Below are 23,048 nucleotides of genomic sequence, written 5' to 3' on the forward strand. Positions count from 1 at the left end.
GGTGAACCGTGGAACCAGAGAACAGCACCGGTGTCCGTCTGCTCGGCCCCGGCGAGATCCGGGAGTTGGCGGCGGAGCTTGACGTCACCCCGACGAAGCGGCTCGGCCAGAACTTCGTCATCGACCCCAACACGGTCCGCCGGATCGTCTCCGCGGCGGTGGTCGGCTCCGATGACCACGTCATCGAGGTGGGGCCGGGGCTGGGGTCGCTGACTCTGGCGTTGTTGGAATCCGTCGGCAGTGTCACTGCGGTGGAGGTAGACCCGCGGTTGGCTGGACGGCTGGAACGCACCGTCTCCGACCACGCCCCGGACCGGGTCGCCGATCTTGCTGTGGTCACGGCGGACGCCCTGTCGGTGCACGGAGAAGATCTCGGCGCGCAGTCGGCTCCGACGGCGCTGGTAGCGAATCTGCCGTACAACGTCTCGGTGCCCGTCCTACTGCACCTCCTGGAGGCCTTCCCGAGTATCCGACGGGTGCTGGTGATGGTGCAGCTGGAGGTCGCTGACCGCCTCGCCGCCGCCCCGGGCAACCGGGTCTACGGTGTACCCAGCGTGAAGGCGGGGTTCCACGGACGAGTGCGCAAAGCCGGCACCATCGGCAAGAACGTCTTCTGGCCGGCTCCGAAAATCGACTCGGGCCTCGTCCGGATCGACCGGTGGGTTGACGCGGACCGCCCGTGGCAGTCGACGATCGATGAGATGGGGGAGGATGCTCTGCGCCGGGAGGTATTCGCCATCACCGACGCCGCGTTCCTGCAGCGGCGGAAGACCTTGCGCGCCGCCCTTTCCGGGTACTTCGGCTCGGGCCCGGCGGCGGAGAAGGTCCTGACCGATGCGGGAATCGACCCCCGGGAACGCGGCGAGAAACTTGATACAGCGGCGTTCGTGGATCTGGCGGTGGCGTCGCTGGCGTCGCGGTCGTCGGGAGGCGGATCATGACTGCCGTAGACAGTGCCGAGTTTTCGCTGCAGGGGCAGTCTGTCACAGCGACGGCGCAGGGCAAGGTCAACCTGCACCTGTCCGTCGGCGACGCCCGCGACGACGGGTACCACGAACTGGTGACGGTATTCCAGGCACTCGACCTGACTGAGACCGTGACACTGACGGTCGCCGACATTCACGAGGGTGTGCCCGCCGAGATGGCGGATCTCATCGGCTCCTTCACCGTCACCGGCCGCGACGCTACCAAGGTCCCGACCGGCGATGACCTGGCAGATAACCTCGCTGTCCGTGGCGTCCTGTCCGTCCTGGAGCACTACCGGGATAATCTGGCGGGCGTGCCGTCGGCGACGTTTCCCGTCCTCGACATCGTGGTGGACAAGGGTGTGCCGGTGGCCGGTGGCATGGCCGGAGGCTCGGCGGACGCCGCGGCGGCGATGGTCGCCACCCGTGAGATCCTCCACGGCACGGGTGCCGTGGACACCGGTTTCGACCGCGCACCGCGACCTGACGATGACACGCTGGCGATTCTCGCCGCAGGACTCGGTGCAGACGTCCCATTCTGTCTGGCCGGTGGCACCGCACTCGGCCACGGCCGGGGAGACGTCCTGGTTCCTGTACTGACCCGGGGCACCTACCACTGGGCGTTGGCGATGGACCCGCGCGGACTGTCCACCGCCGACGTTTTTGCACGCCTTGACGAGCAGCGGTCCGCTGCCGCCCGGGGTGAGCGTCCTGACCAGCGTGCCGGCGGCCCCGAGGACGCACAACGTGCGATCCTCACTGGGGACGTGGACGTGCTCGCCGCGCATCTCGACGGTGCGGTCGTCAATGACCTGCAGGCACCGGCGATCAGCCTCAGTCCCGACCTGCGCCGTACCCTGGCGGCCGGCAAGGACGCCGGCGCGCTGGCGTGCCTGGTGTCCGGGTCCGGACCGACTGTGGCGATGCTCTGTCGCGACCGTGATCATGCGGTGGATGTCGCGACGGCGCTGTCCTCGGAAGGGGTCGGCGGACGTGCCGTCCCCACCACCACCGCGGCGTCCTGCCGCCACGGCGCACGTATCGTGTCCCACGTCTGAACCCGACCGTCGTCACCCACCGAGAGGATCCCCCCGAAACGCCATGGCAACACCGGTCAACTTGATCAACCTGGAGAACGTAGAGAAGTCTTACGGCCTCAAAACCCTGCTGGACAAGGTCAGCCTGGGAGTGAACTCCGGCGACCGTATCGGTGTCGTCGGACTGAACGGCGGAGGTAAGTCCACCCTCCTGCGGATCCTGTCGGGCGCCGATACCGCGGATGCCGGACGGGTGTCGCGTAACAATGATCTGCGCATGGCGCGGGTGTCACAGGACGTCGATCTGGTCGGCGCCACCGTCGGCGAATCAGTCCTGGAACCACTGGGGCTGCAGACCTTCGAGTGGGCGTCGGATCCGCGGGTCCGTGAGGTGCTCCACGGCCTCGGAGTCGTCGACCTCGGCGAGCAGGGCCTGGACACCCCGGTCGCGGGGCTGTCCGGCGGCGAACGGCGTCGGGTCGGTCTTGCCGCCGCCCTGGTGCGTGACCTTGACCTGCTGATCCTGGACGAGCCCACGAACCACCTGGATGTCGAAGGTGTGCAGTGGCTCGCATCCCACCTCCTCTCGCGCCGCTGCGCACTCATCGTCGTGACCCACGACCGGTGGTTCCTCGACACCGTCGCCAACCACACGTGGGAGGTGCACGACGGTGTCGTGGACGTCTACGAAGGCGGCTACAACGACTGGACGTTCGCCCGCGCCGAACGTGCCCGCCAGGCTGATGCGGCCGAGCAGCGTCGCGCCAATCTCGCGCGCAAGGAACTCGCGTGGCTGCGTCGTGGGGCACCGGCCCGGACCTCCAAACCGCGGTACCGCATTGAAGCTGCTGAGTCGCTGATCAAGGATGTCCCGGCCCCGCGCGACTCCGTGGAACTGATGAGTTTCGCGACACGCCGCCTGGGCAAGAAGGTGATCGAGCTTGAGGACGTGACCATTACCACTCCGGACGGTCGCCCCCTCGTCGAGGACCTGACCTGGCGGCTCAACCCGGGTGAGCGCATCGGCCTCGTCGGTGTGAACGGGTCCGGGAAGACCACGCTGCTGCGGACTCTCGCGGGCGAGTATCCACTGGCCGGCGGCCGACGCATCGAGGGCAGGACGGTGAAGATCGGATGGCTGCGCCAGGAACTCGACGACCTCGACCCCGCCCGTCGTCTCCTCGACGCCGTCGAGGACGTCGCCACCCGGGTACAGATCGGTGACAAGGAACTCACCGCGTCCCAGATGGCAGAGCGTCTCGGGTTCTCCTCCAAACGCCAGCGCACCCCGGTAGGGGATCTCTCCGGAGGGGAACGTCGGCGCCTCCAACTGACCCGGGTGCTCATGGCGGAGCCGAATGTCCTGCTGCTCGACGAGCCCACCAATGATCTCGACATCGACACCCTCCAGGAACTCGAGAGTCTGCTCGACGGGTGGGCGGGCACGCTGGTGGTGATTTCCCACGACCGCTATCTCGTGGAGCGTATCTGCGATTCCACCTGGGCATTGTTCGGGGACGGGAACCTGACGAACCTGCCCGGTGGCATTGCCCAGTACCTCGAACGACGTGCCGAGCAGGCCGCTGTCGAGAGCAAGCACACCGGAAACATGGCACTCGGTGGGACGCAGGCTCCCCAGCAGCCCACCGGGCTGTCGGCCCAGGAGGACCGCGCCCTGACCAAGGAACTCAATGCGCTAGAGCGCCGCATGTCCAAGGTCCAGTCCACTGTGGAGGACCTCAACCAGCGTCTCGCCACGGCATCGGCACCCGAGGACGGCAACGTCGACACCGCACTACTCGCCGACCTCGACGCTAAGCTCACGGCAGCCAAGAACGAGCACGACGAGCTCGAGATGAACTGGCTTGAGGTCGCGGAGAGGCGGGAGACCGGCGGTGCCTGATATTGCTAGACTCACTAATCAACAGTGACTAATCGACAATGATGTGACGTGACGGACGGGAGGCGGTGCGGTGCAGGACGACTTTCCTGGCGTGATCGTCCGACAGGACCACAGCAGGACAAGCACCGCCGACTCGGAGAAGCCGGACCACACCGGATTCCTCCGGCGACTCATGGAACCCAGCCCCTGGGGGCTCGTCGTGGGCGCGTTGATGTTCGCGCTGTCGCTGACGCCCTCGCTGCTCACCCGTGACTGGTTGTTCCAGGGAGTGGCGGCGGGGCTGTCCGCGGCAACCGGTCATTTCATCGGGGTCCTGTTGCAGTGGGTGTGGGTGCTGTGGATCCGTGACCTGGTGGAGCCGTTGGTCACGGTGCTCACCCGCGGACGGTCGGTGCCGGCACGCTGGCAGCTGCGTCTGCGGATCGCCCTGATTGTCGTGATTGTCATTGCCCTACTGGTATGGATTCTCTTCGCGGTGCGCTGGCAGCAGGAGATCGCGGACATCATGGGGGACCAGGCGTACTCTGCCGGTGAGTTCCTGAAGGTCCTGCCTGTCGGCCTGTTGCTGTGGGTCGGTATCTACGTGGTGGGCAAGGTGGTGGTCCGCGGCACGGTGTTGCTGGCGCGAGCTGTGCCGGGGCAGCACACCCGCTACGGCCTGAAACTGCTCCTGTCGTGGTGCGTCGTCGGACTGGTGACCGTCTTCGTGGCGGACCAGGTGCTCCCCGGCACGATCCTCCGGGTCAGCGAAAGGATCTTCTCGGTCCGCGACGAGGAGATCCGTGAGGATCTTGTCCGCCCGCACGTCAGCGAACGGAGCGGCGGTCCCGGATCGTTGAATGAGTGGGAGGACCTGGGAGCCTACGGCACCCGGTTCACTGCGCTCGGTCTGTACAAGGATGAGCTGGAGCAGCTCACCGGTCGCGATGCGGAGGAGCCCATCCGTGTCTACGCCGGGCTGCACAACGGCGACACTGACCGGGAGCGTGCCCTCAATGTCGTTGAGGAGCTCGAACGTACGAACGCCCAGGACCGGCAGGCATTGATGATTGCCCCGACGACCGGCACGGGGTGGGTGAACCCGACGGCCGCGCAGGCGTTTGAGCTCATGTTCGACGGTGACACGGCTATCGCAGCCGACCAGTACTCCTACCTTCCCAGTGCGATCCAGTTCATCACGGACCGCAACCGGGTGCGCGAAGCGGGCAAGGAGCTGATTTCCACCGTGGCCGACTGGTGGAACAGGCTGCCCGAAGACAACCGACCGAAGCTCTACGTCTACGGGGAGTCTCTGGGTACCACCGCCGGTGAAGGCGGTTTCTCGGGTATCCGTGACATTGCTTCGACGGTGGATGGCGTTCTGTGGCTCGGTCCGCCAAACAGTAACGAACTGTGGCGCGATTTCGTGTCGCGCCGGGATCCCGGCACCCGGGAGGTCGACCCGGAGTATTCCGGCGGCATGATGGTGCGTTTCGCCGAGAACTCCGAGCAGATCCAGAAATGGATCGATGACCCTGAGGACGGTGGGACCTCCTGGGGCGGCAGCCGTGTGCTCTACGTCCAGCATCCGTCGGATCCCGTGGTGTGGTGGTCGCCGAACCTTCTGTTCCGTGAGCCCGACTGGTTGAAGGAGGCACCGGGCTTCGACCGATCACCGACGATGCGGTGGATGCCGATCGTCACCTTCTGGCAGGTAACCCTCGACCTTCCCCGCGCAGGTAACGTCCCGAACGGGCACGGCCACAACTACGGGACGTCGGTGTTGGACGGTCTGGTCGCGGTGGCGGGGGAGGACCGGTTCTCGGTGGCGGACGTCGAGAAACTGCGCGGTGAGTTGGATGAGGCGATGGAGAACCAGGGGCCGGAGAAGGAAGTCGGCGTCGACAACGGGTGATACATGTGCTTCACCTGTGATAGGTGAGGGCGCACACCCCCGAGTGTGACCCCTGCCATGCAAGGAGTGGCTTAGAATATGCGAAGGGCCTAGCATGGCCTATGCGGGGATTGGATGGCCCCAGCACCAGATACACCTCGATCATGTATCGCCTCTGGTTGAAACGCCCTACGGCCCTCATACGGTGGGCCGTGGGGCGTTTTGCCTTTTCTTCGCAGTTCGTGGTGTATAACTCACCATTATCTAACCCCATTTCGGGGTGGTTAGTATCGGTTGCGTAACGGCCAAGGGGACTGAATCGGTAGAGTGCGTGGCGCGGCACGGAGTATCCGCGCCGCTGACACGTGTACTTCAATCGAAAGGACGATCATCATGATCGAGACCATCCAGGGCATCATCGACACCGTTTCCACCGCTATCGTGGACGTCTTCAACTCCATCGTTTCCTCCATCAACGAGTAAATGATGCTCGTCGCATAGGCGGCGATGCTGACCCCCGCACCGTGGTGCGGGGGTCTTCTGCGTGTCCGCTCTCTGCTGGTATCCGTGAGTGGTGCGGCTGCTACCCCCGGGGGTAAATATGTTCGTTATGGTAACTACGGTCTCATATAGCTGTAACGTGTCTGTCGTGACAGGAACACCCGTCGCACCACATCACGCCTTCAAGGAGATCTCCATGATCGAGACCATTCAGGACATCATCGACACCGTTTTCGGCGCCATTGCCGTTGTCGCCATCAACGTCGTCAGCTCTCTGCAGGGCGCACGCTAACCCTGGCTCGGATAGCGCCCCCGCACTTCGGTGCGGGGCTTTTTGTGTACCGTGACCAGGCGCTGATGTCCCGGGGGAGGATCGCCAACGGCAGGGGCCCCGGATGTGCCAGAATGACACCTCTTCGATGCCGATGTGCAGCTCTCATACGAGGCATACGGCGAGGTGCGAGCACGGAGTGACTAGGTACTGATGAACATTGGTCACCTGGGAATGATTTTCGGTAGTATTGATTCAGCCTCTCCAGTCCCATGGGGAGCGCTCTGTGGAACGTTCCTGGTGTCAGCCGACTCTTACGCCAGGAACAGTACGGTGGCCCGCCCAGCGTGGTCTCCGGCATCGAGTCCCCATCGCCGGCGTGACGATGGGGACTCTTCGGTGTGCGGCAACCGCCGAGTTTATCCGGCTACTAGCGACCTGACGCGAGAACGCAGGTGTTCGGCATGACTGTAGATGCCCTCGACGGAGTCCAGGTCGTGCGGAGTTTCATTCTTGTTCTCATCGAACAGGACGATCCGGGGGACTTTGCGGTCGAACAGTAGGCGTGCAATCGGCTTGCGGTTGTTGTCCTGAAACAAGATCGCACAGTAGGTCTTCGCGTCTCGCATCGTGATGTCGGTGGCGGGGACGTCGGAACAGCAGATTGCGCGGATGATGCTGTGGGCTTGCCGTTCTTCTTCGGTGGTCACCACGCCGTCTTCTGAGGCTGTCACTTCGGAGACCTTCTCTTCGGCACTATCGGCGGGGGTTGCGACCGCTGTGGTGGGTTCCTCAAGGTCCTGGGCGGAGCGGAGACGACGGTTCGTTTCGTCCCGCAGGTACTGGCTAGCAGCAGTCGCAGCGAGGCGGGTGAATAGGTCGAGGTTTGCCGCGGTCATTCGGCGGGAGGTGACTCGGGCGGCCAGCAACTTGACCCATTCCGTGGATGGTTCCTTGAGCTCCGCTGCGATGCTCTTCCTCAGCTCGGAGACATACTTCAACTCCTCTGCGCTTGCTGCGATCGTTTCAGAGTCGAACTGGGTTTTCGTGCACATCTCGAGGTGCGGGAAGATTCGAGCGTCGACGGAGGAGAGGTCGAGGGTCATGAACGGCTTTTCGTCCATACGGTTGACGGCGTCGAGCTGAGCGTAGAACTGGTAGACCTCGCCGTTCGTGAGAATCGCGAACTCGGTGTCGGTGACGTTGAAGTACCGGACGAGCTGGGTAGCGTGATTGAGGTCGAGGGGCTCACCGATCTTCTTGCATTCGATGAGGAACCGGAAGTCGTCACCGGACTTGATGGCGAAGTCGACCTTCTCACCCTTCTTCTTTCCGATGTCTGCGGTGTACTCGGGGATCACTTCACGGGGGTCCGTGACGTCATAGCCGAGGACGTTGCTGATGAAGGGGATGATGAACGCTGTCTTGGTGGCTTCTTCGGTCTCGATGATGGGTTTGAGTTCATGGACTTTGGTTGCGAGTGCGCTGATTGCCTGGTCGATGCTCATGGTTGACTCTCTTGTCGGGGAATGCGCGCTGGGAGGTGGAGAGTCCTTCCCTGAGCGTTTAGGGATGAAGATAATAATACATCAGGCAAAAGCTTTGGGGTGGGTGTTCTGATGCTGCACCCCTTTTTCGTGTTCCCACTGAAGCATCCTGAAATGGCGGGCGCGGATTAACCTCTCAGGAGGACGTGACCGGCGCCTGGTTGTTGAGCGTCGTCCGCCGGGCATACCTTTGAAGTGCCCATCGGTATCCATCCGGCGGGTGAAACGTTCGCCATACCTGCTGTGACTGACACCGTCTGACCTGCTACAACACAAGGTCTGTACCTCGCGTACCCTGGTTGCCATGATTTTGATCAACGTGCGATTCCGCCCGCTTCCTGAGTATGTCGAGAACTTCCGTGAGGTCGTCGCGGACTTCACCGAGGCCACGCGGGCCGAGGGAGGAAACCTCTGGTTCGACTGGTTCCGCGGCACCGATGACCCCTCCGAGTACTTCCTTGTCGAAGCCTTCGAAGACGGCGCGGATGGCGCTCACGTCAACAGCGACCATTTCCAGGCCGCGTGCAAGCTGTTCCCGACGGTGCTGTCGGAGACCCCGCAGATCATAAACACCTCTATCCCGGGTAAAAGCGAGTGGGACCGGATGGCAGAGTTCTCCGTCGAGTAGCAGGTAAACTCGGTTCCCATGACGTCACAGAACGCTCCGGGACCGACTGTCCCCGCCGAGAATCCGACGGGGACTCGTCCGCCGAAGTTGGACAAGAAAGCCTATGAGAAGGAGCTCAAGAAGCTCCAGGCCGACCTGGTGGACATGCAGCAGTGGGTCCGGGAGACCGGAGCCCGCGTGGTGGTCATCATGGAGGGGCGCGACGCGGCCGGCAAAGGCTCAGCGATCAAGCGGATCACCCAGTATCTGAATCCGCGATTCTGTCGGGTGGAGGCACTGCCGGCGCCGACGTCACGGGAGCAGGGGCAGTGGTACTTCCAGCGGTATGTCGAGAAGCTACCCACCGCCGGGGAGATCGTGATCTTCGACCGTTCCTGGTACAACCGTGCCGGGGTCGAGCGGGTCATGGGGTTCTGTACTGCCTCGGAGTACCGCCGGTTCCTGCACCAGGCTCCCATCTTCGAGCGACTGCTCGTCGAGGACGGCATCATGCTGCGCAAGTACTGGTTCTCCGTCTCCGATGAGGAGCAGGTGAGCCGGTTCACCTCGCGTCGCGAGGATCCGCTGCGGCAGTGGAAGCTGTCACCGATGGACCTGCAGTCGATCACCCGGTGGGAGGACTATTCGCGGGCGAAGGACGAGATGTTCGCTCACACCGATACCCCTGCCGCACCGTGGTACACAGTCGAGAGCGAGGACAAGAAACGCTCCCGGATCAACGTGATCAACCACATCCTCTCCTCGGTGCCATGGGAGAAGGTAGAGCACACGCCTCCGCGTATTCCGGAGCGTCCGGAGGTGGCTTCAGACTATGAACGTCCTCCGCGGACGGAGTTCCGCTACGTTCCTGATCTGGCCTCCAGTCTGGAGCAGGGAAAGCACCAGAAGAAAAAGAAGCGGAAGAAACAGTAGCGCTCCGCCCGGTACTCACTCGTAGTGGGCGGCGATCTCCTGGGCGAAGTGGTCATGGATCACTTTGCGACGGAGCTTCAGCGACGGCGTGATCTCCTGGTAGTCGACCCCGAGGTCACGGTGCAGGATGGTGAACTTCCGGACCTGCTCCCACCGGTTGAGGTGGCTGTTGAGCTCGTCGATGTAACCCTGCACCATCTCCCTGGTCTCCGGCGCGCGGACGATCTCACGGTAGTTACCGGAGACGCCCTGCCGTCCCGCCCAGGCAGTCACGGCATCCTCATCGAGGGTGACCAGGGCGGACACGAACGGGCGATCATTGCCGACCACCACCAGCTGGCTGGCGACCGGGCACAGTCCCTTGAACTTCGCCTCGACCTGGGCAGGGGCGACGTACTTGCCGTTGGAGGTCTTGAACAACTCCTTCTTCCGGTCGGTGATCTTGACCCGGCCTTCACTGTCCATTTCACCGATGTCGCCGGTGTGGAACCAGCCGTCGGGTTCCAGGACCTCGGCGGTCGCTTCGGGGTTGTTGTGGTAGCCGTCCATCACGCCCGGTCCCTTCACCAGGACTTCACCGTCGTCGGCGATGCGGACCTCGATACCTTCCAGCGGCCTGCCGACGTAGCCGACACGGTAGATGTACGGTCGGGTCAGACAGGTCGCCGCACTGGTTTCGGTGAGCCCGTATCCCTCGAGGATCGGCATCCCGGCTGCGCCGAACCATCGGGCGATATCGGTGTTCATCGCAGCCGAACCGGAGATGAAGTAGTTCACGTTGCCGCCGAACCGCTCACGGATCTTCGACATCACCAACCGGTCGCCGATCTTCGCCTGCAGTCGGATCCACGGGCTGGCTGAGCCGACGCCGTTGTCGGCGTCGAAGACCTGGACGCCCACACGGCTCGCCCAGTGGAAGAGCTTCTCCTTCACGCCACCTTCGGTAGCCATCATCGTGGCAATGCCGTTGTAGGCTTTCTCGAAAATACGGGGGGCCGAGCCCATGAACGTCGGTTTGACGATGCCGAGGTTCTCGATGATCTTGTCGATCCGCCCGTCGATCGCGGTCTCGTACCCGATGTGAATGGGCAGGACGAGGAGCAGTTTTCCCATCACATGCGCCAACGGCAGCCAGAGGAACTGTTTGTCGTCGATGGTGAGGAGCTTCTCCGGGCCGGAGTTCGAGGTGACCTCTGAGGCGTGTGCCTCGAACACCCATACCCGGTGGGGCAGTCGGACGCCTTTCGGCCGTCCGGTGGTGCCTGAGGTGTAGATCAGCGTCGACAGGTGTTCGAGACGGGTCGCGTCGATGCGGTCGTCGACGGCTGACGGGTGGGCCTCCAGGTGTTCGCGTCCGCGTCGACGGAGTTCCTCCAGGGTGATCACCCATCCTGAGGTGCTGGTCTCGACCTCGTCCGGCACCTCGCCGCTCACCAGGACGACGGTCTGGACGCCGGGAATGCTGTCGCGGAGTCCGAGGAGCTTGTCCACCTGTTCCCGGTCCTCTGCGAACACTACGCGGGATCCTGAGTCGTCGAGAATGAACGCGACGTCATCGGCGACGGTGGTGGGGTAGACCGTCACCGTGGCGGCGGAGGCGTACATGATCCCGTAGTTCGCCAGGGCCCACTCGTACCGGGTGGAACTGGCGATAGCGACCCGTTCTTCGGCCTCGATGCCCAGTGACATCAGTCCGCCGGCCACTTCGGACGCCTGTGATCCGAGTTCCGCCCACGTCACAGACTCCCAGGTTTCCTCCGAGGCACCGTGTGACACCGGGAAGCTGTAGGCCCGTCGGTCCGGTGTCTCCCTGATCCTGTTGCGGAGCATGTGACCCACGGACTGTATCGAGGGATCGATCGGCACGGCGGTGGACGGGGTGCTGCCTGCGGACGCGGTTGTCATTTCTTCTCCATCCGGACGGTGGTGGGATCGTCTCGACGATCATCCTTTCTGTCACGATACCAAATGAATCGTGTTTCAGTTCACAGTTGTACGTGATTTACCTCGGCATCAGCAGTGCCCCCGGTGCCGCGCTCCGCCGTTTCGTGCCACCATGGCAGACATGAACACCGCATCCACCTCCCAGTCACCTGCCGTCCGTGTTGAGAATCTCCACGGTACCGGCGTCATCACCCTTGATCGTCCGAAAGCGCTCAATGCCCTGAACCACGAGATGATCAGTGCGATAGCCGCAGCGCTGGACACCTTCCGCGACGATGACGCGGTCCAGCGGGTGTTGCTGTGCTCGGCAGGGGAAAAGGCCTACTGTGCCGGCGGTGACGTGCGGTCGGTCCGCGAATCTGACCTCACCGGGGATTTCACCCCGGGAGACGATCTCTTCCGCGACGAGTATGACATGAACCACGCTCTCGCCACCTTCCCGAAGCCTACGATTGCCGTCGTGGACGGAATCGCCATGGGGGGTGGGCTGGGCGTCTCCGCCCACGCCGGGATCCGCGTGATCACCGAGAGGACCTGGGAATCCATGCCGGAGATGGCCATCGGTTTCATCACCGACGTCGGCATCTCCCACGCATTCACCCATCTGCCGCATGTCCCCGAGGAGTCGCGCACTGCCCTCGGACTGTTCCTGGCGACCACCGCTTACCGGATCACGGCCGACGATCTCCTGTGGACCGGTCTGGCCACCCACATCCTGAGGGACGGCGACACCGTCGGATTCCGGGAGTCACTCGTGAACGAAGGGCTGGAGGCGGCGCTGGGGCGAACCGGTGGACGGGACTCCGCAGGAACGTCGGCATTGGCCGAGAATCTGGAGTGGATCACCGCCACCTTCGCGGGGGAGGACTGGGCAGCGATCGAAGAGCGGATCGCAGAGGCCGAGGGGGAGTTCGCCGAAAGCGTGCGCGAGATGCTGGCTCCCGCCAACCCGCTGTCCCTGGTCGCGGCGACGGCACTGTTGAACTACTCAGCGCACAGCACACTGCGGCAGGCGCTGGACGCAGAGTATGCACTGGGGCGGCTGCTGCGTCGTCAGCCTAATTTCCCTGAGGGGGTACGTGCGGTGCTGGTCGACAAGGACCGGCAGGCGAGCTTCTCGCCGGCCGCCGTCGCTGACGCGACCCCGGCGCAGGTTGAGGAGATCAGGCGGACTGTGTCGGAGAGCTGACCCGCTCGGCCGCAGCGCGCCGCTGTACCCTCAGCCACACCACGAAACCCCAGGCGACGAAGACGCCGTAGACGAGGTAGAGCACGGCACTGGGGTAGTAGCCGGCGGTGAAGAGCAGGGGCACGCCGACGATGTCCACCGCGATCCAGATGAGCCAGAACTCCGTCCATCCCCTGGCCATGCCGAAGGTGGCAAGGAGCGACCCGGTGAAGATCCACGCGTCCGCCCACGGTCCCCAGGAGCCCAGGGCGCTGAAGACCCAGGCGAATCCACAGGTGCCGATGACGGCGACGAGGAGCATGAACAGCCGTTCCTGTCGCGTCGCCCAACGTGGTTGCACTGCCTCGTACGTGTCTGCCGGCTCGGAGAGTATCGAGCGGGACGGGTCGGTGTCTGCGGGCTCCCGCATGCCGGCGGTCGTCGCCCGGTGCCACTGCCACCATCCGTAGACGCTGACGATGAGGAACATGACCTGGCGTCCTGCCTGACCGTAGAGGTCGAGGTCCTGCGGTGTGTGGAACATGCCACCGAGGAAGACGGTGAACAGGAGGATGTTTCCCGCGATGCCTACCGGCCAGGCCCAGACGACTCTCCGCATGCCTCCGATGGCGGAGGCGATGCCGAAACCATTGCCGATGATTTCACGCCAGAGGACCGCAGAATCGCCGATCGACCACTGCGCGTTGAGGAATGTTGTGAGGGCGTCGTTGACCGACGCCAGAATTCCGGACATGAGGTGTCCAGCCTTTCTCTCCCGTCCGGACTGTAACCGTCGGCTCCGGAATTACACCGGATCTGCTTGACCCACCTGGTGGAGGTGGCGCTCGCGGGCTTTCACCGCCGGTGGGGAATTTCGCCCCGCCCTGAGAATGCGTACAGGACGTCACGTTACACCTGCCGCGACGGCGTGTCGGAGGTTAGGCTCATTCGGACTGATACTCTCTGAGAATATGTCGGCGGAATCACACGAAAAACCTCGGAAATCGGACTACCCGCCGGTAACGATGCCGGGGTACCTCTATCTTCTGGCAGTGCTGCCGCCCGTTGTTGCCGCGGTGGCACTGGTTGCGTCCTATGACGCCCTGCCTGATCCGATGCCGACGCACTGGGGCTTCACCGGGGAGCCGGACTCATGGTCCCCGAAGTCGTTGGGGACGCTGCTGTTCGGTGTACTCCTCGGCCCGGTGATATGTGTGTTGACCATGGGGTTCGTCGGACTGTTCGTGCGGGTGCACTCCGGCTCCCTGTTTGAACGTGGCGGGGCGAAGTCGACCGTGGACGCCCAGCGCAGTTGGCACGAGCTCAAGGTGATGCAGCCGCTGATGGGCTGGTACTGCGTCATGCTTTCTACGTCGATGACCGTGATGATGCTCGGTCTGAACGGGCCGTGGGGGTGGGTGAGGGGCATGTCCGGCTGGCTCCAGGCGTGTGGGATGCTCGGCATTCTCGCCGGTACTGTCTGGCTGCTCGTGGTGATGGGACGACACGGTGACGCCATCGCGGAGAGGTTCCCCCACCCGGACGGACGCCGACGCCGGTGGCTGATATTCATGGACATCCCGGCGAGTGACAGGGTGATGGTCGACACGGGATCGGGAATGAACTTCACCTTCAATGTCGCGACCCGTGGTGGACGGATCGGCGCAGCGGTCATGCTGCTTCTCCTCGCGGCCACGGCCGTGATGTTCCTGTCTATGGCGGTCACGGCGTTGTTCTGAGGGGCTGATACCGTAGATTCTTATGGATACACAGCGGACGCCCAGGGTACGGACACGATGGCCTGTGCATTTCCTGGCCTTCATCCCGCCGGTGGTCCTGGCCGTGGGGTTGTTCGCCGCCTATGGGTCCGTCCCGGATCCCATGCCTATTCACTGGGGTGCCGACGGTACTCCGGACTCTTGGGTGGGGCGGTCACTGCCGTTGCTGATGGTGGTTGGCCCTTTCGCGGCGACGGTGTGAGCTGCGCGGTCCCACAGACACGAACGACGGTTTCTGTCCGAGATTGCGGTCGAAGTGGGTCCTTCGTCCGGTGAATCCGACAGAAACCGTCGACCAGTGCGTGTCCAGTTGCCTCAGCGCCCGAAGCCGGTGCGCAACAGCGAGAACCCTTCGTCGAGGACCTCGGCCGGTGACTGGTCGGTCGATGCCCAGCTGGGGAACATGACCATGCAGTCGCTCCCTTTTTCCGCTGCCCGTGACTCCACCGCGATAGCGCCTGCGGTCAGACAGGACACCATCATCAGAGCACTGGCCTGACGGCTCATCGTCCCTCGGGCCCGCTGGTGGAGAGCATCCAGCAGACCGTCGGCGATGTGCATCACCCGCTCCTTATCACCGGGCCCGGTGATGTAGCTCAGATGGTCGGCGATGGAACGCAGGTTCAGCAGTGTGCCGGGGTCATCGGAGACCGTGCCGTCATCGTCCACACGGTCGGTCACCAGACGCTGCATGATGTCCAGCGGGTGTTCGTCCTCGGGAGCGTCTTCAACCTGCTGGCGCAGTTCGTCGATGGTCTCCTCGATGAAGAACAGCAGCGCGTCCTCCCGGCGGGGGAAGTAGTTGTGGAACGTCCGGGTGGACACCCCTGCCCGTTCTGCGACGGCGGCAACGGTCATCCCGTCGCTGCCTTCGCTGAGCAGGAGTTCCGCAGAGGCGCGGGCGAGCGCACGGCGGGTCTCCTCCTTCTTCTGCTCGCGGTGCGAGAGTGCGTCGTTAACGGCCATCTGTCGTGGGGCTGTCGTCGGACGGGTCGGTGTCGGCGGAGTGTTCGCCGTGGGTGCCGTCCGGGGTGTCGGCCCCGACGGTGGCGGGCTGCTTCTCGTGCTTGCCGGCGGTGTCGTGTTCCGGCGCCTCGAGTCCGACGAGGCCTTCGCCTTCGACGTCGACCGACGGGATGATCTTGTCCAGCCAGCGGGGCAGCTTCCATGCCCGGTCACCGAGCAGGAAGAGTACGGCAGGCACGATGGTCATGCGCACCACGAAGGCGTCGATGAGCACGGCCATGGCCAGGGCGGAGCCCATCACGGCGATGAAGGGCTCGTCCATCAGGATGAAGGCGGCGAACACCGAGATCATGATCAGTGCGGCGGCGGTGACCACACGGGCGCCGTGCTTGAAGCCGTTCGAGACGGCGTTGCCGGCGGTCTTGCCGTGGACGTACCCCTCGCGCATGCGGGTCACCAGGAAGACCTGGTAGTCCATCGCCAGGCCGAACACGATGCCGATGAGCATGATCGGCAGGAAGGAGATGATCGGCTGCGGGTCATTGGTGATACCGAGCCAGCCCCACTGCCAGATGCCCACGGTCAGGCCGAAGGTGGCGGCGACGGACAGGGCGAAGCCCAGCGCGGCGATCAGCGGGACCCACAGGGAGCGGAAGACCACGACGAGTAGGACGAAGGCGAGGACGACGACGATCGCGACGTACGGGACGAGCACGTCGGAGAGCCGGTCGGAGATGTCCTCGAAGATCGGCGTGACACCGGTGACGGAGTACTCGCCGCCGGTGTTGTCGTGGAAGGTGGACTCGGCGTCGCGCAGCGCCTGCAGGGTGTCGTTGGTGGCTTCGTCGGTGGCACCGGTGGTGGGGGTGATCATCACCTGCGCCGCCGTACCGTCCTCGGAGACCTGGGCGATCTGGGCGTTGGATACGCCGTCGATCTGGCTGATCTCCTCGACGGCGGCACCGAAGGTGGCCGTCCCCTGCTCGGGATCGTCGGCCTTCACCAGTGCGACCATGGGGGCGTTGCGACCCGGGCCGAAGTCCTCGTTGACCCACTCGGAGGCTGTGCGCTGTGGGCTGCCGAGCTTGGCGGAGTCATCGGTGGGCATGGCGAGCTGCAGGCCCAGGGCGGGGATCGCCAGGATGACCAGCAGGAGCACGGAGCTGAGCGCGAACACCAGGGGGCGCTTGCGAATCTGGCGGACCCACTTCAGGCCCATGGTGGGCTTCTCGTCTTCGGGGTCCGGGGCCTTGACGACCGGCGCACGTCCGGCGAAGGACTTCGTGCCGAAGGCGCCGAGGATGGCGGGCAACAGCGTGACGGCGACGATGACGGCGATGAAGACGGTCAGTGCTGCAGCCAGCGCCATGGCGGTGAGGAACGGAATGTTGATGATCGACAGCGCTGTCAGGGCGATGATCACCGTGAGACCGGCGAAGCAGACCGCGGAGCCCGCCTTGCCCACGGCGAGCCCGGCAAGGTGGGCCCGTTGGCGGTGACTCGTCTTCTTGATCGCCTGGGCGAGTTCCTTCGGCGTCATGTTGTTGCCGCCGGCGAAGGCGACGAGTTCATTTCTGAACCGGGACACGATGAACAGCGCGTAATCGATACCGACGGCCAGGCCGATCATGGAGGCCAGCGTCGGGGTCATGTTGTTGATCGAATCGGTCAGCGCCGTCCCGGCGTAGATCAGCATAATGCCGGTGCCGACGCCGACGACGGCGGTGATCAGTGGCAGGCCGGCGGCCACGAAGGACCCGAAGGTGATGATCAGCACCAGGGCCGCGACAGCCATACCGATAAGCTCGGCGGTGCCGCCGATTTCCTGCATCTGGAAAACGTTGCCGTTGTAGGAGACGTCCAGGTTGTCTGTCGTGGCGTTATCGAGGACGTCGGTGACGCTGGTGATGTCCTCGGCGGAGACGTCCTGGGAGGTCTCACCCTGGAAGGTCACCGTGAAGGTTCCGGTGCGCTCGTTCTCACTGACGGGGGAGAGGGCCTGCAGGTCGGCCTGGATCTGCTCTTCCGGCATGCCCTGCTGGGCCTTAGCCTCGGTGAGCTGCTGTTCCATGCCTGCGGCGGCCGTGACCGGGTCAACGATGGACTCGGGGTCGACCAGGGCATCCTGCCCCTGCAGCTCGGAGATGAGGTTGTCGAGGTCGGTCTTTGTCGCCTCGTCGGTCAGCGAGCCACCTTCTGGAGCACGAACGACCACGGTGCCCGTCGGGGCCTCCATGTCGTCGCCGCCGCCGGGGAAGAGCTCGCCCATCTCTTCCTGGGTCTCCACGGATTCGAGGCCGGGGATGGTGAAGGTCATGGACGTGGGCTTCATCATGGTCGCGGCTGCGGTGCCCGCACCGATGAGCAACAGCAGCCAGACGGCGATGAATCGCCACCTGTACAGGTATGCGGATCGTCCGATCCGGTAGAGGAGTTTAGCCATGCGCGATATTATTGCATCGCTTGCGCAATATTGCACGATCAGTGCACAGCTATGTTTTTAGCCGTGCTGGCGGACGGTATGCCTGCGCAGTCACCGTGTAGGATCAGCCGGTGTGCTGTACGTGCTGAGTTTCGCCCTTGCGGACACCGTCAACTTCCTGCTGATCGGTGTTCTTGTCGCGGTCGGAATCGCGCAGCCCCTGAAGGACAAGGGTGGCCGATACGGCGCAGTGGCCACCCGTCTCGTGTTCGGTGACTGGCTCGGAGTGCTGGTGCTTTCCCTGCTCACCATGGTCGTCTTCGACGGCCTCGGGGAGAAGATCAAGGCCCTCGTGGAATCCCCGATCCTCGGCATCCTGCTGATTCTCACCGGCGTCGTGGGGGCGGTGCTGGCATGGCGCGGCGGCGGGGACGGATCGTCCGGCCTGGTCCGACGGATCATGAAGCCACTCAAGACACCGTCATGGGCGACCGTCGGCACCGGCGTGGTCCTGGGGCTGGTGCAGTCGGTGACCTCTATACCATTCTTCACGGGTATCGCTGTGATGAGTGCCGGCGACTTCGCCACCGTCACCCGCTACGTCGGCATGATCGCCTATGCATCGGTCGCACTGAGCCTGCCGTTCCTGTGCGCCCTCGTCGTCGGGTACATCCGGATGCGTCCCTACAGTGCGGTGGGCCGTGGATTCGGGTGGATGCGTCAGAACCAGGCGACCGTCGCCCGCGCCGGGGGCTATATCGTGGCGGTGTTCCTCATCCTGCTCGGCATCATTCACATGGTGTGACGCAATGGACCTGACCTTCAGTTACCCCGGCCGTGCTGAGCACGTCTTCCTCCACATCGACGGTATGCACGACCACCACACCCCGGATCTGCACCGTATGACGCCAGACGGTGGGGGATGGACGTCCACACTCTCCGTGCCGGACGACCTCGTCTCGTCCTACCGGGTGGTCCCGCTGGACGCGAGTGCGGCGGCACGGTTCGACACCACCGCCGACCCTCGGTCACGGTGGCTGGGGCTGATGGACTCCGTCGTCCCGCACGTCCTGGACCATCCAGCCTGGTACCCGCCGATGCCCGGCAGTGGTGCCTCGGGACGGCTGATCATGCCCGGTGCCCCGGAACAACCCGGGTGGGCCGAGGATGATCCTGTCACCTGGGACGAGGCGGAACTGGACGGGCGACGGTTGTGGACCAGCGGACTCCGCGACGCGGAATGCCTGCTGGTGATCAGCGACGGGGTGACCTGGGCGCAGACGTCGCTCCCGGCAGCGCTGGAGCGGTTGCGCGCGTCCGGACGTCTTCCGCGCCTCGCGGTGGTGGCGGTGGACACTCGTGCTGACCGCGTTACCCTCCTGTCCCGCTCGGAGGCCTACCGCACCCTCATCTCCGACCGTGTCCTGCCGTGGGCGCGCACTCTGGTCGACGTCCCACCCGGTCGCACAGTCATCGCCGGCGAGAGTCTCGGCGGCCTCTCCGCGGTCGACCTCGTCCTGCGTCGTCCCGACGCCGTCCAGCTCGCTGTCGCGACCTCCGGTTCCTTCTGGTTCGACGACGTTGCCTCCGAGGTCCGGGCGTCCGGCGCACCGTCCGGCGTGCGGGTGCACCTCAGCGCGGGACGAGGTGAGGGGAGGAATATGCCCGACCATGCAGCGGCAGTCGCGGACGCACTGCGCGGGGCGGGCGTGCCGACCAGCCTCGACATCGGCACCCACGGTCACGAGATGGCCGGCTGGACTGGCGCGCTGACCCGCGGGCTGGTGGAACTGCTCAGGCGAAGTACGCGCTGACCTCGTCCTCGAACGCCTGCGGATCCTCCAGCAGAACACCGTGGGAGTAACCGTCGAGAGTCAGGAGGTCGCCGCCCATCGCGCGGTGCATGTCGGTGGCGCCGTCGGCGGTGACCGCGGTGTCGTGGGAGTAGCCGATGTTCAGCGGTGCGTGCTCCAGTTCCATGCCCGACGGGTCGGTCGGCACGGTGGTGGCGGACCATCCGTCGCAGTAGAGGCCGGAGCCGATCAGGTTCTCGTTGTACCGGATCAGGTCGCCCCCGGTGTACTGCGTGACGAGGGTCGGCACCACGAGCGAGGGGTCCGGGGCCGTGGTGTTCTCGTTGCAGATGATCGCGCGGTCGACGTAGGCCATCTGGGTCTGCATCAGTTCCTGGCCGGCGGCCTCCTCCTCAGTCAGCTGCGGTTGCTCGGCCTGTTGGGCTCCAGGGTTGCTGAGTTCCTCCCCGATGACCGGCCACAACTTCTGGCTGTAGAGTCCCTGCATCAGGCCGGACTGTCCGGCGGTCACACCGACCAGTGCACGCTCGTCGCCGAGGAGCATCCGTGTGGTGTCGGACAGGGTTCCGGCACGCCACTGGGCGTAGACGACGGCGTCGACGACCCGGGTGGCCAGTTCACCGGGGAGCGGGGTGTCCCCGTCAGTGGATGCGGGTGGGGTGGTCGGCAACTGCACACCGTAGGGTCCGGCGACGACCGTGGCCCACCGTTGGTAGACCTGCAGGGGCGTGGTGCCCAGGTGGTACTCGTCGTCGCGCTCGGCGAGCCACGAGAACATGGCGTTGAGGCCGTCCACCCGGGCCTGCTTCCGGGCTTGGCCCAGTCCGAACCAGCGCTGATCCGGGGAAGCGGAGGAATCGAGGAGGACCCGGCCGGTGTTCCCCGGGAAGAGCGTGGCGTAGGTCGCCATCAGTGGGCCACCGTAGGAGACACCGTAGAGGTTCAGCGTGTCTTCACCCAGTGCCTGGCGTGCCTCGTCGAGGTCGCGGGCGGTGTTGTCGGTGGTGATGGTGGAGGCGTATCCCGGATCGTTGGCCTCGCACCCGGCGAGCATGTCGCCTGCGGGCGCGGCCGGGCCGGCGGGTGTCGAGCAGTCCAGTGGTGTTCCCCAGGCCAGCCCGCGGGGCTCGACGGCCAGGAGATCGTAGCTTTCGCGGACATCGGCGGGCAGGACGATCCGGCCTTCGGCCTCTGCGTCGTCACTGCCGGCGAACATGCCGAGTGCGTCGCCGCCGGGACCGCCCGGGTTCCCGGCGATGATGCCCTTGCGCTCGCCGGTGGCGGCGATCCTGCTCATGGTGAGCGTGATGGTGCCGGCGTCCGGATCCGAATAGTCCCTCGGGACCTCGATGTCGGCGCATTCGGCGGCGGGGTCGGCGAAGGATCCGGTGGGGCAGATTCCCCAGTTCAGGGGATCGGGGGTCGCTTCGCCTGCGACAGCCGTGGGGGCGGTGACGGCACTGGCGACGACGACGGCGAACGCTGTTCGGAGGAGCCGGGATGACACGGGGGAGCACTACCTTTCACTGAGACGTCCCGCCGCACCTTACCTCATTTCCAGGGTAAAAGCAGGTGCTAGTCAGCCACCAGGGGCTCCATTGTGAGATCGGGGTGTTCCTTCTCCACGAAGGCGAGCTTCCACTTGTCGCCGAACAAGGCGATGAGGGCCCCGTCGGAGCGGGTGAAGATCTCGACCCCCCGCTGACGTCCGAGCTCGGCGGCACTGGCGGCGTCGGTGCGCCGGGCCACGGAGTAGGGCACGGGTTCGGTGACGGTCTCCACGTTGTACTCGGCCATCATCCGGGCCTGCATGACCTCGAACTGCATCGGGCCGACGGCTGCCATGACCGGGCTGGCGTCGCCACGGGCGTCGTTCTTCAGGATCTGCACCACGCCCTCGGAATCGAGCTGGTCCAGCGCTTTGCGGAACTGCTTGTACTTGCCCAGCGTCTTCGCACGTAGCGTACGGAAGTTCTCCGGGGCGAATTGCGGCATCGGGCGGAACTGCACCTTCCGTCCGGCGTAGATCGTGTCGCCGGGGGCGAGGGTGCCGGCGTTGACCAGTCCCACGATGTCGCCGGGGTAGGCCGCTTCGACGGTGTTGCGGTCACGGCCGAAGACGGTGAGGGCGTACTTCGTGGAGAATGACCGCCCCGACTGCGCATGGCTGACCTGCATGCCCCGGGTGAACTCGCCGGAGACGACCCGCATGAAGGCGAGCTTGTCGCGGTGATTGGTGTCCATGCCGGCCTGCACCTTGAACACCACGCCGGCGAAGGCGTCGGTGACCCCGCGCACGGTGTCGATCGCCGCGCCTGCAGAGGACGCCGCAGCCTCGACCACGGTGGGATCGGATTCGCGGGGGCCCGGCTGCGGCGCCAGGGCGCAGAGGGTGTCGAGGATCTGGTGCACGCCGAAGTTCAGCATCGCCGAGGCGAAGATGAGGGGAGAGGTCGTGCACTCCAGGAACAGCTCCTGGTCGTGCACGGCGCCGTCGGCGGCGAGGAGCTCGGCCTCCTCCGCCGCGGTGTCCCAGGCGTCGTCCTCCTTCTCCGACGCCTCGTCGGGGGAGTAACGCTCCTCGGGGGCGATGGTGGACCCGCCGGCGGTGCGCAGGAAGTGGATGTACTCCTGTACCTCCCCGTCGCGGTCGAGGCGGGCCAGCCCGCGGAAGTCGCCGGCGGGGCCGACGGGCCAGAACAGCGGGGTCGGCTGCAGACCGATCTCCGTGACGATCTCGTCCACCAGCTCGAGGGGCTCCTTGCCTGGGCGGTCCCACTTGTTGATCACGGTGATGATCGGCAGCCCGCGGGCCTTGCACACGCGGAAGAGTTTCAGGGTCTGCGGTTCCAACCCCTTGGCACCGTCGACAAGCATCACGGCGGCGTCGACGGCGGTGAGCACCCGGTAGGTGTCTTCGGAGAAGTCGGCGTGGCCGGGGGTGTCGACCAGGTTGATCATGTACGGCTCGCCGGTGTGGCCCTCCGGGGCGTACTCGAACTGCAGCGCAGAGGAGGCCACGGAGATGCCGCGGTCCTTCTCCATGTCCATCCAGTCGGAGACCGTGGATTTGCGGCCGGCCTTGCCGTGGACGGCGCCGGCCTCGTTGATGACACGGGCATGCAGCGCCAGCGCCTCGGTCAGCGTGGATTTACCGGCGTCCGGGTGGGCGATGACGGCGAAAGTACGCCGTCGCTGCGCTTCGGACGCGACGGTGGAGGTGCTGGATGGGGAGGCGGCTGCGGTGTCTGACACGTCTGGACACCTTACCTGCGTTGCAGGCGCTCCGGAAAAGGGGGACGACCTACTTGTTCACGAT

General features: G+C 64.9%; 19 protein-coding genes and 1 riboswitch. Of the genes, 12 read left to right on the top strand and 7 right to left on the bottom strand.

Going from position 1 to position 23,048, the window contains the following annotated elements:
* The first annotated feature begins 8 nt into the window (after nucleotides 1-8).
* The 5 genes from rsmA to CGLY_RS17535 all read left to right on the top strand — a co-directional run bounded on the left by rsmA (nucleotide 9) and on the right by CGLY_RS17535 (nucleotide 6,571).
* Entirely contained in the window at nucleotides 9-941 is a 933-nt protein-coding gene (gene rsmA / locus CGLY_RS04995; protein ID WP_038546875.1) for a 16S rRNA (adenine(1518)-N(6)/adenine(1519)-N(6))-dimethyltransferase RsmA, read from the top strand.
* A complete protein-coding gene (locus CGLY_RS05000) occupies nucleotides 938-2,023 on the top strand; it encodes a 4-(cytidine 5'-diphospho)-2-C-methyl-D-erythritol kinase (protein ID WP_038546878.1) in 1,086 nt (361 codons plus the stop codon). The genes rsmA and CGLY_RS05000 overlap by 4 nt, the downstream gene beginning before the upstream one ends.
* Before the next feature lie 43 nt (nucleotides 2,024-2,066).
* A complete protein-coding gene (locus tag CGLY_RS05005; RefSeq protein WP_038546882.1) occupies nucleotides 2,067-3,905 on the top strand; it encodes an ABC-F family ATP-binding cassette domain-containing protein in 1,839 nt (612 codons plus the stop codon).
* A gap of 91 nt (nucleotides 3,906-3,996) precedes the next feature.
* Nucleotides 3,997-5,799: an alpha/beta hydrolase gene (locus CGLY_RS05010; protein WP_227590386.1), complete on the top strand. Its 1,803-nt coding sequence runs from the start codon at nucleotides 3,997-3,999 to the stop codon at nucleotides 5,797-5,799.
* A 628-nt stretch (nucleotides 5,800-6,427) separates the two neighbouring features.
* A complete protein-coding gene (locus tag CGLY_RS17535; RefSeq protein WP_158407372.1) occupies nucleotides 6,428-6,571 on the top strand; it encodes a hypothetical protein in 144 nt (47 codons plus the stop codon).
* Between the two features lie 398 nt (nucleotides 6,572-6,969).
* On the opposite strand, the gene CGLY_RS05015 is transcribed toward CGLY_RS17535, so the two are convergent.
* Nucleotides 6,970-8,058: a type I restriction enzyme HsdR N-terminal domain-containing protein gene (locus CGLY_RS05015; RefSeq protein WP_038546885.1), complete on the bottom strand. Its 1,089-nt coding sequence runs from the start codon at nucleotides 8,056-8,058 to the stop codon at nucleotides 6,970-6,972.
* A 343-nt stretch (nucleotides 8,059-8,401) separates the two neighbouring features.
* Between CGLY_RS05015 and CGLY_RS05020 the strand changes: the two genes are divergently transcribed.
* Both CGLY_RS05020 and ppk2 read left to right on the top strand, forming a co-directional pair.
* On the top strand, nucleotides 8,402-8,725 hold the full coding sequence (locus CGLY_RS05020; protein WP_038546888.1) for a putative quinol monooxygenase: 324 nt from the start codon (nucleotides 8,402-8,404) through the stop codon (nucleotides 8,723-8,725).
* Between the two features lie 18 nt (nucleotides 8,726-8,743).
* Nucleotides 8,744-9,637 (top strand): polyphosphate kinase 2, encoded by an 894-nt coding sequence (gene ppk2, locus CGLY_RS05025; protein WP_038546903.1) that lies wholly within the window; start codon nucleotides 8,744-8,746, stop codon nucleotides 9,635-9,637.
* A 15-nt stretch (nucleotides 9,638-9,652) separates the two neighbouring features.
* Here the strand turns inward: ppk2 and CGLY_RS05030 are convergent, their stop codons facing one another.
* Nucleotides 9,653-11,542 carry an AMP-dependent synthetase/ligase gene (locus CGLY_RS05030; protein WP_038546906.1) on the bottom strand — a complete coding sequence of 630 codons (1,890 nt, stop codon included), beginning with the start codon at nucleotides 11,540-11,542 and terminating at the stop codon, nucleotides 9,653-9,655.
* Between the two features lie 160 nt (nucleotides 11,543-11,702).
* Here CGLY_RS05030 and CGLY_RS05035 point away from each other — a divergent pair, with 160 nt between their 5' ends.
* Entirely contained in the window at nucleotides 11,703-12,770 is a 1,068-nt protein-coding gene (locus tag CGLY_RS05035) for a 3-hydroxyisobutyryl-CoA hydrolase (protein WP_144313631.1), read from the top strand.
* Here CGLY_RS05035 and CGLY_RS05040 read toward each other — a convergent pair.
* The gene (locus tag CGLY_RS05040; protein ID WP_038546910.1) at nucleotides 12,745-13,503 is read right to left on the bottom strand and encodes a nicotinamide mononucleotide transporter family protein; all 759 of its coding nucleotides are present in this window, start codon (nucleotides 13,501-13,503) and stop codon (nucleotides 12,745-12,747) included. The two genes, CGLY_RS05035 and CGLY_RS05040, sit on opposite strands and share 26 nt — an antisense overlap.
* Before the next feature lie 9 nt (nucleotides 13,504-13,512).
* Nucleotides 13,513-13,645, bottom strand: a riboswitch (FMN riboswitch).
* 75 nt (nucleotides 13,646-13,720) lie between these two features.
* On the opposite strand from CGLY_RS05040, the gene CGLY_RS05045 reads away from it, so the two are divergent.
* Both CGLY_RS05045 and CGLY_RS17085 read left to right on the top strand, forming a co-directional pair.
* Nucleotides 13,721-14,488, top strand: coding sequence for a DUF1648 domain-containing protein (locus CGLY_RS05045; RefSeq protein WP_158407373.1), 768 nt, complete (start codon nucleotides 13,721-13,723; stop codon nucleotides 14,486-14,488).
* Between the two features lie 22 nt (nucleotides 14,489-14,510).
* The gene (locus CGLY_RS17085; protein WP_081803778.1) at nucleotides 14,511-14,729 is read left to right on the top strand and encodes a DUF1648 domain-containing protein; all 219 of its coding nucleotides are present in this window, start codon (nucleotides 14,511-14,513) and stop codon (nucleotides 14,727-14,729) included.
* 113 nt (nucleotides 14,730-14,842) lie between these two features.
* Here CGLY_RS17085 and CGLY_RS05050 read toward each other — a convergent pair whose 3' ends face one another.
* Both CGLY_RS05050 and CGLY_RS05055 read right to left on the bottom strand, forming a co-directional pair.
* Complete coding sequence (locus CGLY_RS05050; RefSeq protein ID WP_038546915.1) at nucleotides 14,843-15,493, bottom strand: TetR/AcrR family transcriptional regulator; 651 nt, start codon at nucleotides 15,491-15,493, stop codon at nucleotides 14,843-14,845.
* Nucleotides 15,483-17,936, bottom strand: coding sequence for an MMPL family transporter (locus tag CGLY_RS05055; protein ID WP_081803779.1), 2,454 nt, complete (start codon nucleotides 17,934-17,936; stop codon nucleotides 15,483-15,485). Before CGLY_RS05055 ends, CGLY_RS05050 begins: the two co-directional genes overlap by 11 nt.
* A gap of 112 nt (nucleotides 17,937-18,048) precedes the next feature.
* On the opposite strand from CGLY_RS05055, the gene CGLY_RS05060 reads away from it, so the two are divergent.
* Nucleotides 18,049-18,720 carry a membrane protein gene (locus CGLY_RS05060; RefSeq protein WP_038546918.1) on the top strand — a complete coding sequence of 224 codons (672 nt, stop codon included), beginning with the start codon at nucleotides 18,049-18,051 and terminating at the stop codon, nucleotides 18,718-18,720.
* Between the two features lie 4 nt (nucleotides 18,721-18,724).
* Complete coding sequence (locus CGLY_RS05065) at nucleotides 18,725-19,729, top strand: alpha/beta hydrolase-fold protein (RefSeq protein ID WP_038546921.1); 1,005 nt, start codon at nucleotides 18,725-18,727, stop codon at nucleotides 19,727-19,729.
* Here the strand turns inward: CGLY_RS05065 and CGLY_RS05070 are convergent.
* Both CGLY_RS05070 and CGLY_RS05075 read right to left on the bottom strand, forming a co-directional pair.
* Complete coding sequence (locus tag CGLY_RS05070; RefSeq protein WP_038546924.1) at nucleotides 19,710-21,236, bottom strand: alpha/beta fold hydrolase; 1,527 nt, start codon at nucleotides 21,234-21,236, stop codon at nucleotides 19,710-19,712. The genes CGLY_RS05065 and CGLY_RS05070 overlap by 20 nt on opposite strands.
* 68 nt (nucleotides 21,237-21,304) lie before the next feature.
* Complete coding sequence (locus tag CGLY_RS05075) at nucleotides 21,305-22,984, bottom strand: peptide chain release factor 3 (protein ID WP_038546928.1); 1,680 nt, start codon at nucleotides 22,982-22,984, stop codon at nucleotides 21,305-21,307.
* Nucleotides 22,985-23,048: the final 64 nt, after the last annotated feature.

The organism is Corynebacterium glyciniphilum AJ 3170 (genome assembly GCF_000626675.1).
Taxonomy (GTDB): Bacteria; Actinomycetota; Actinomycetes; order Mycobacteriales; family Mycobacteriaceae; genus Corynebacterium; species Corynebacterium glyciniphilum.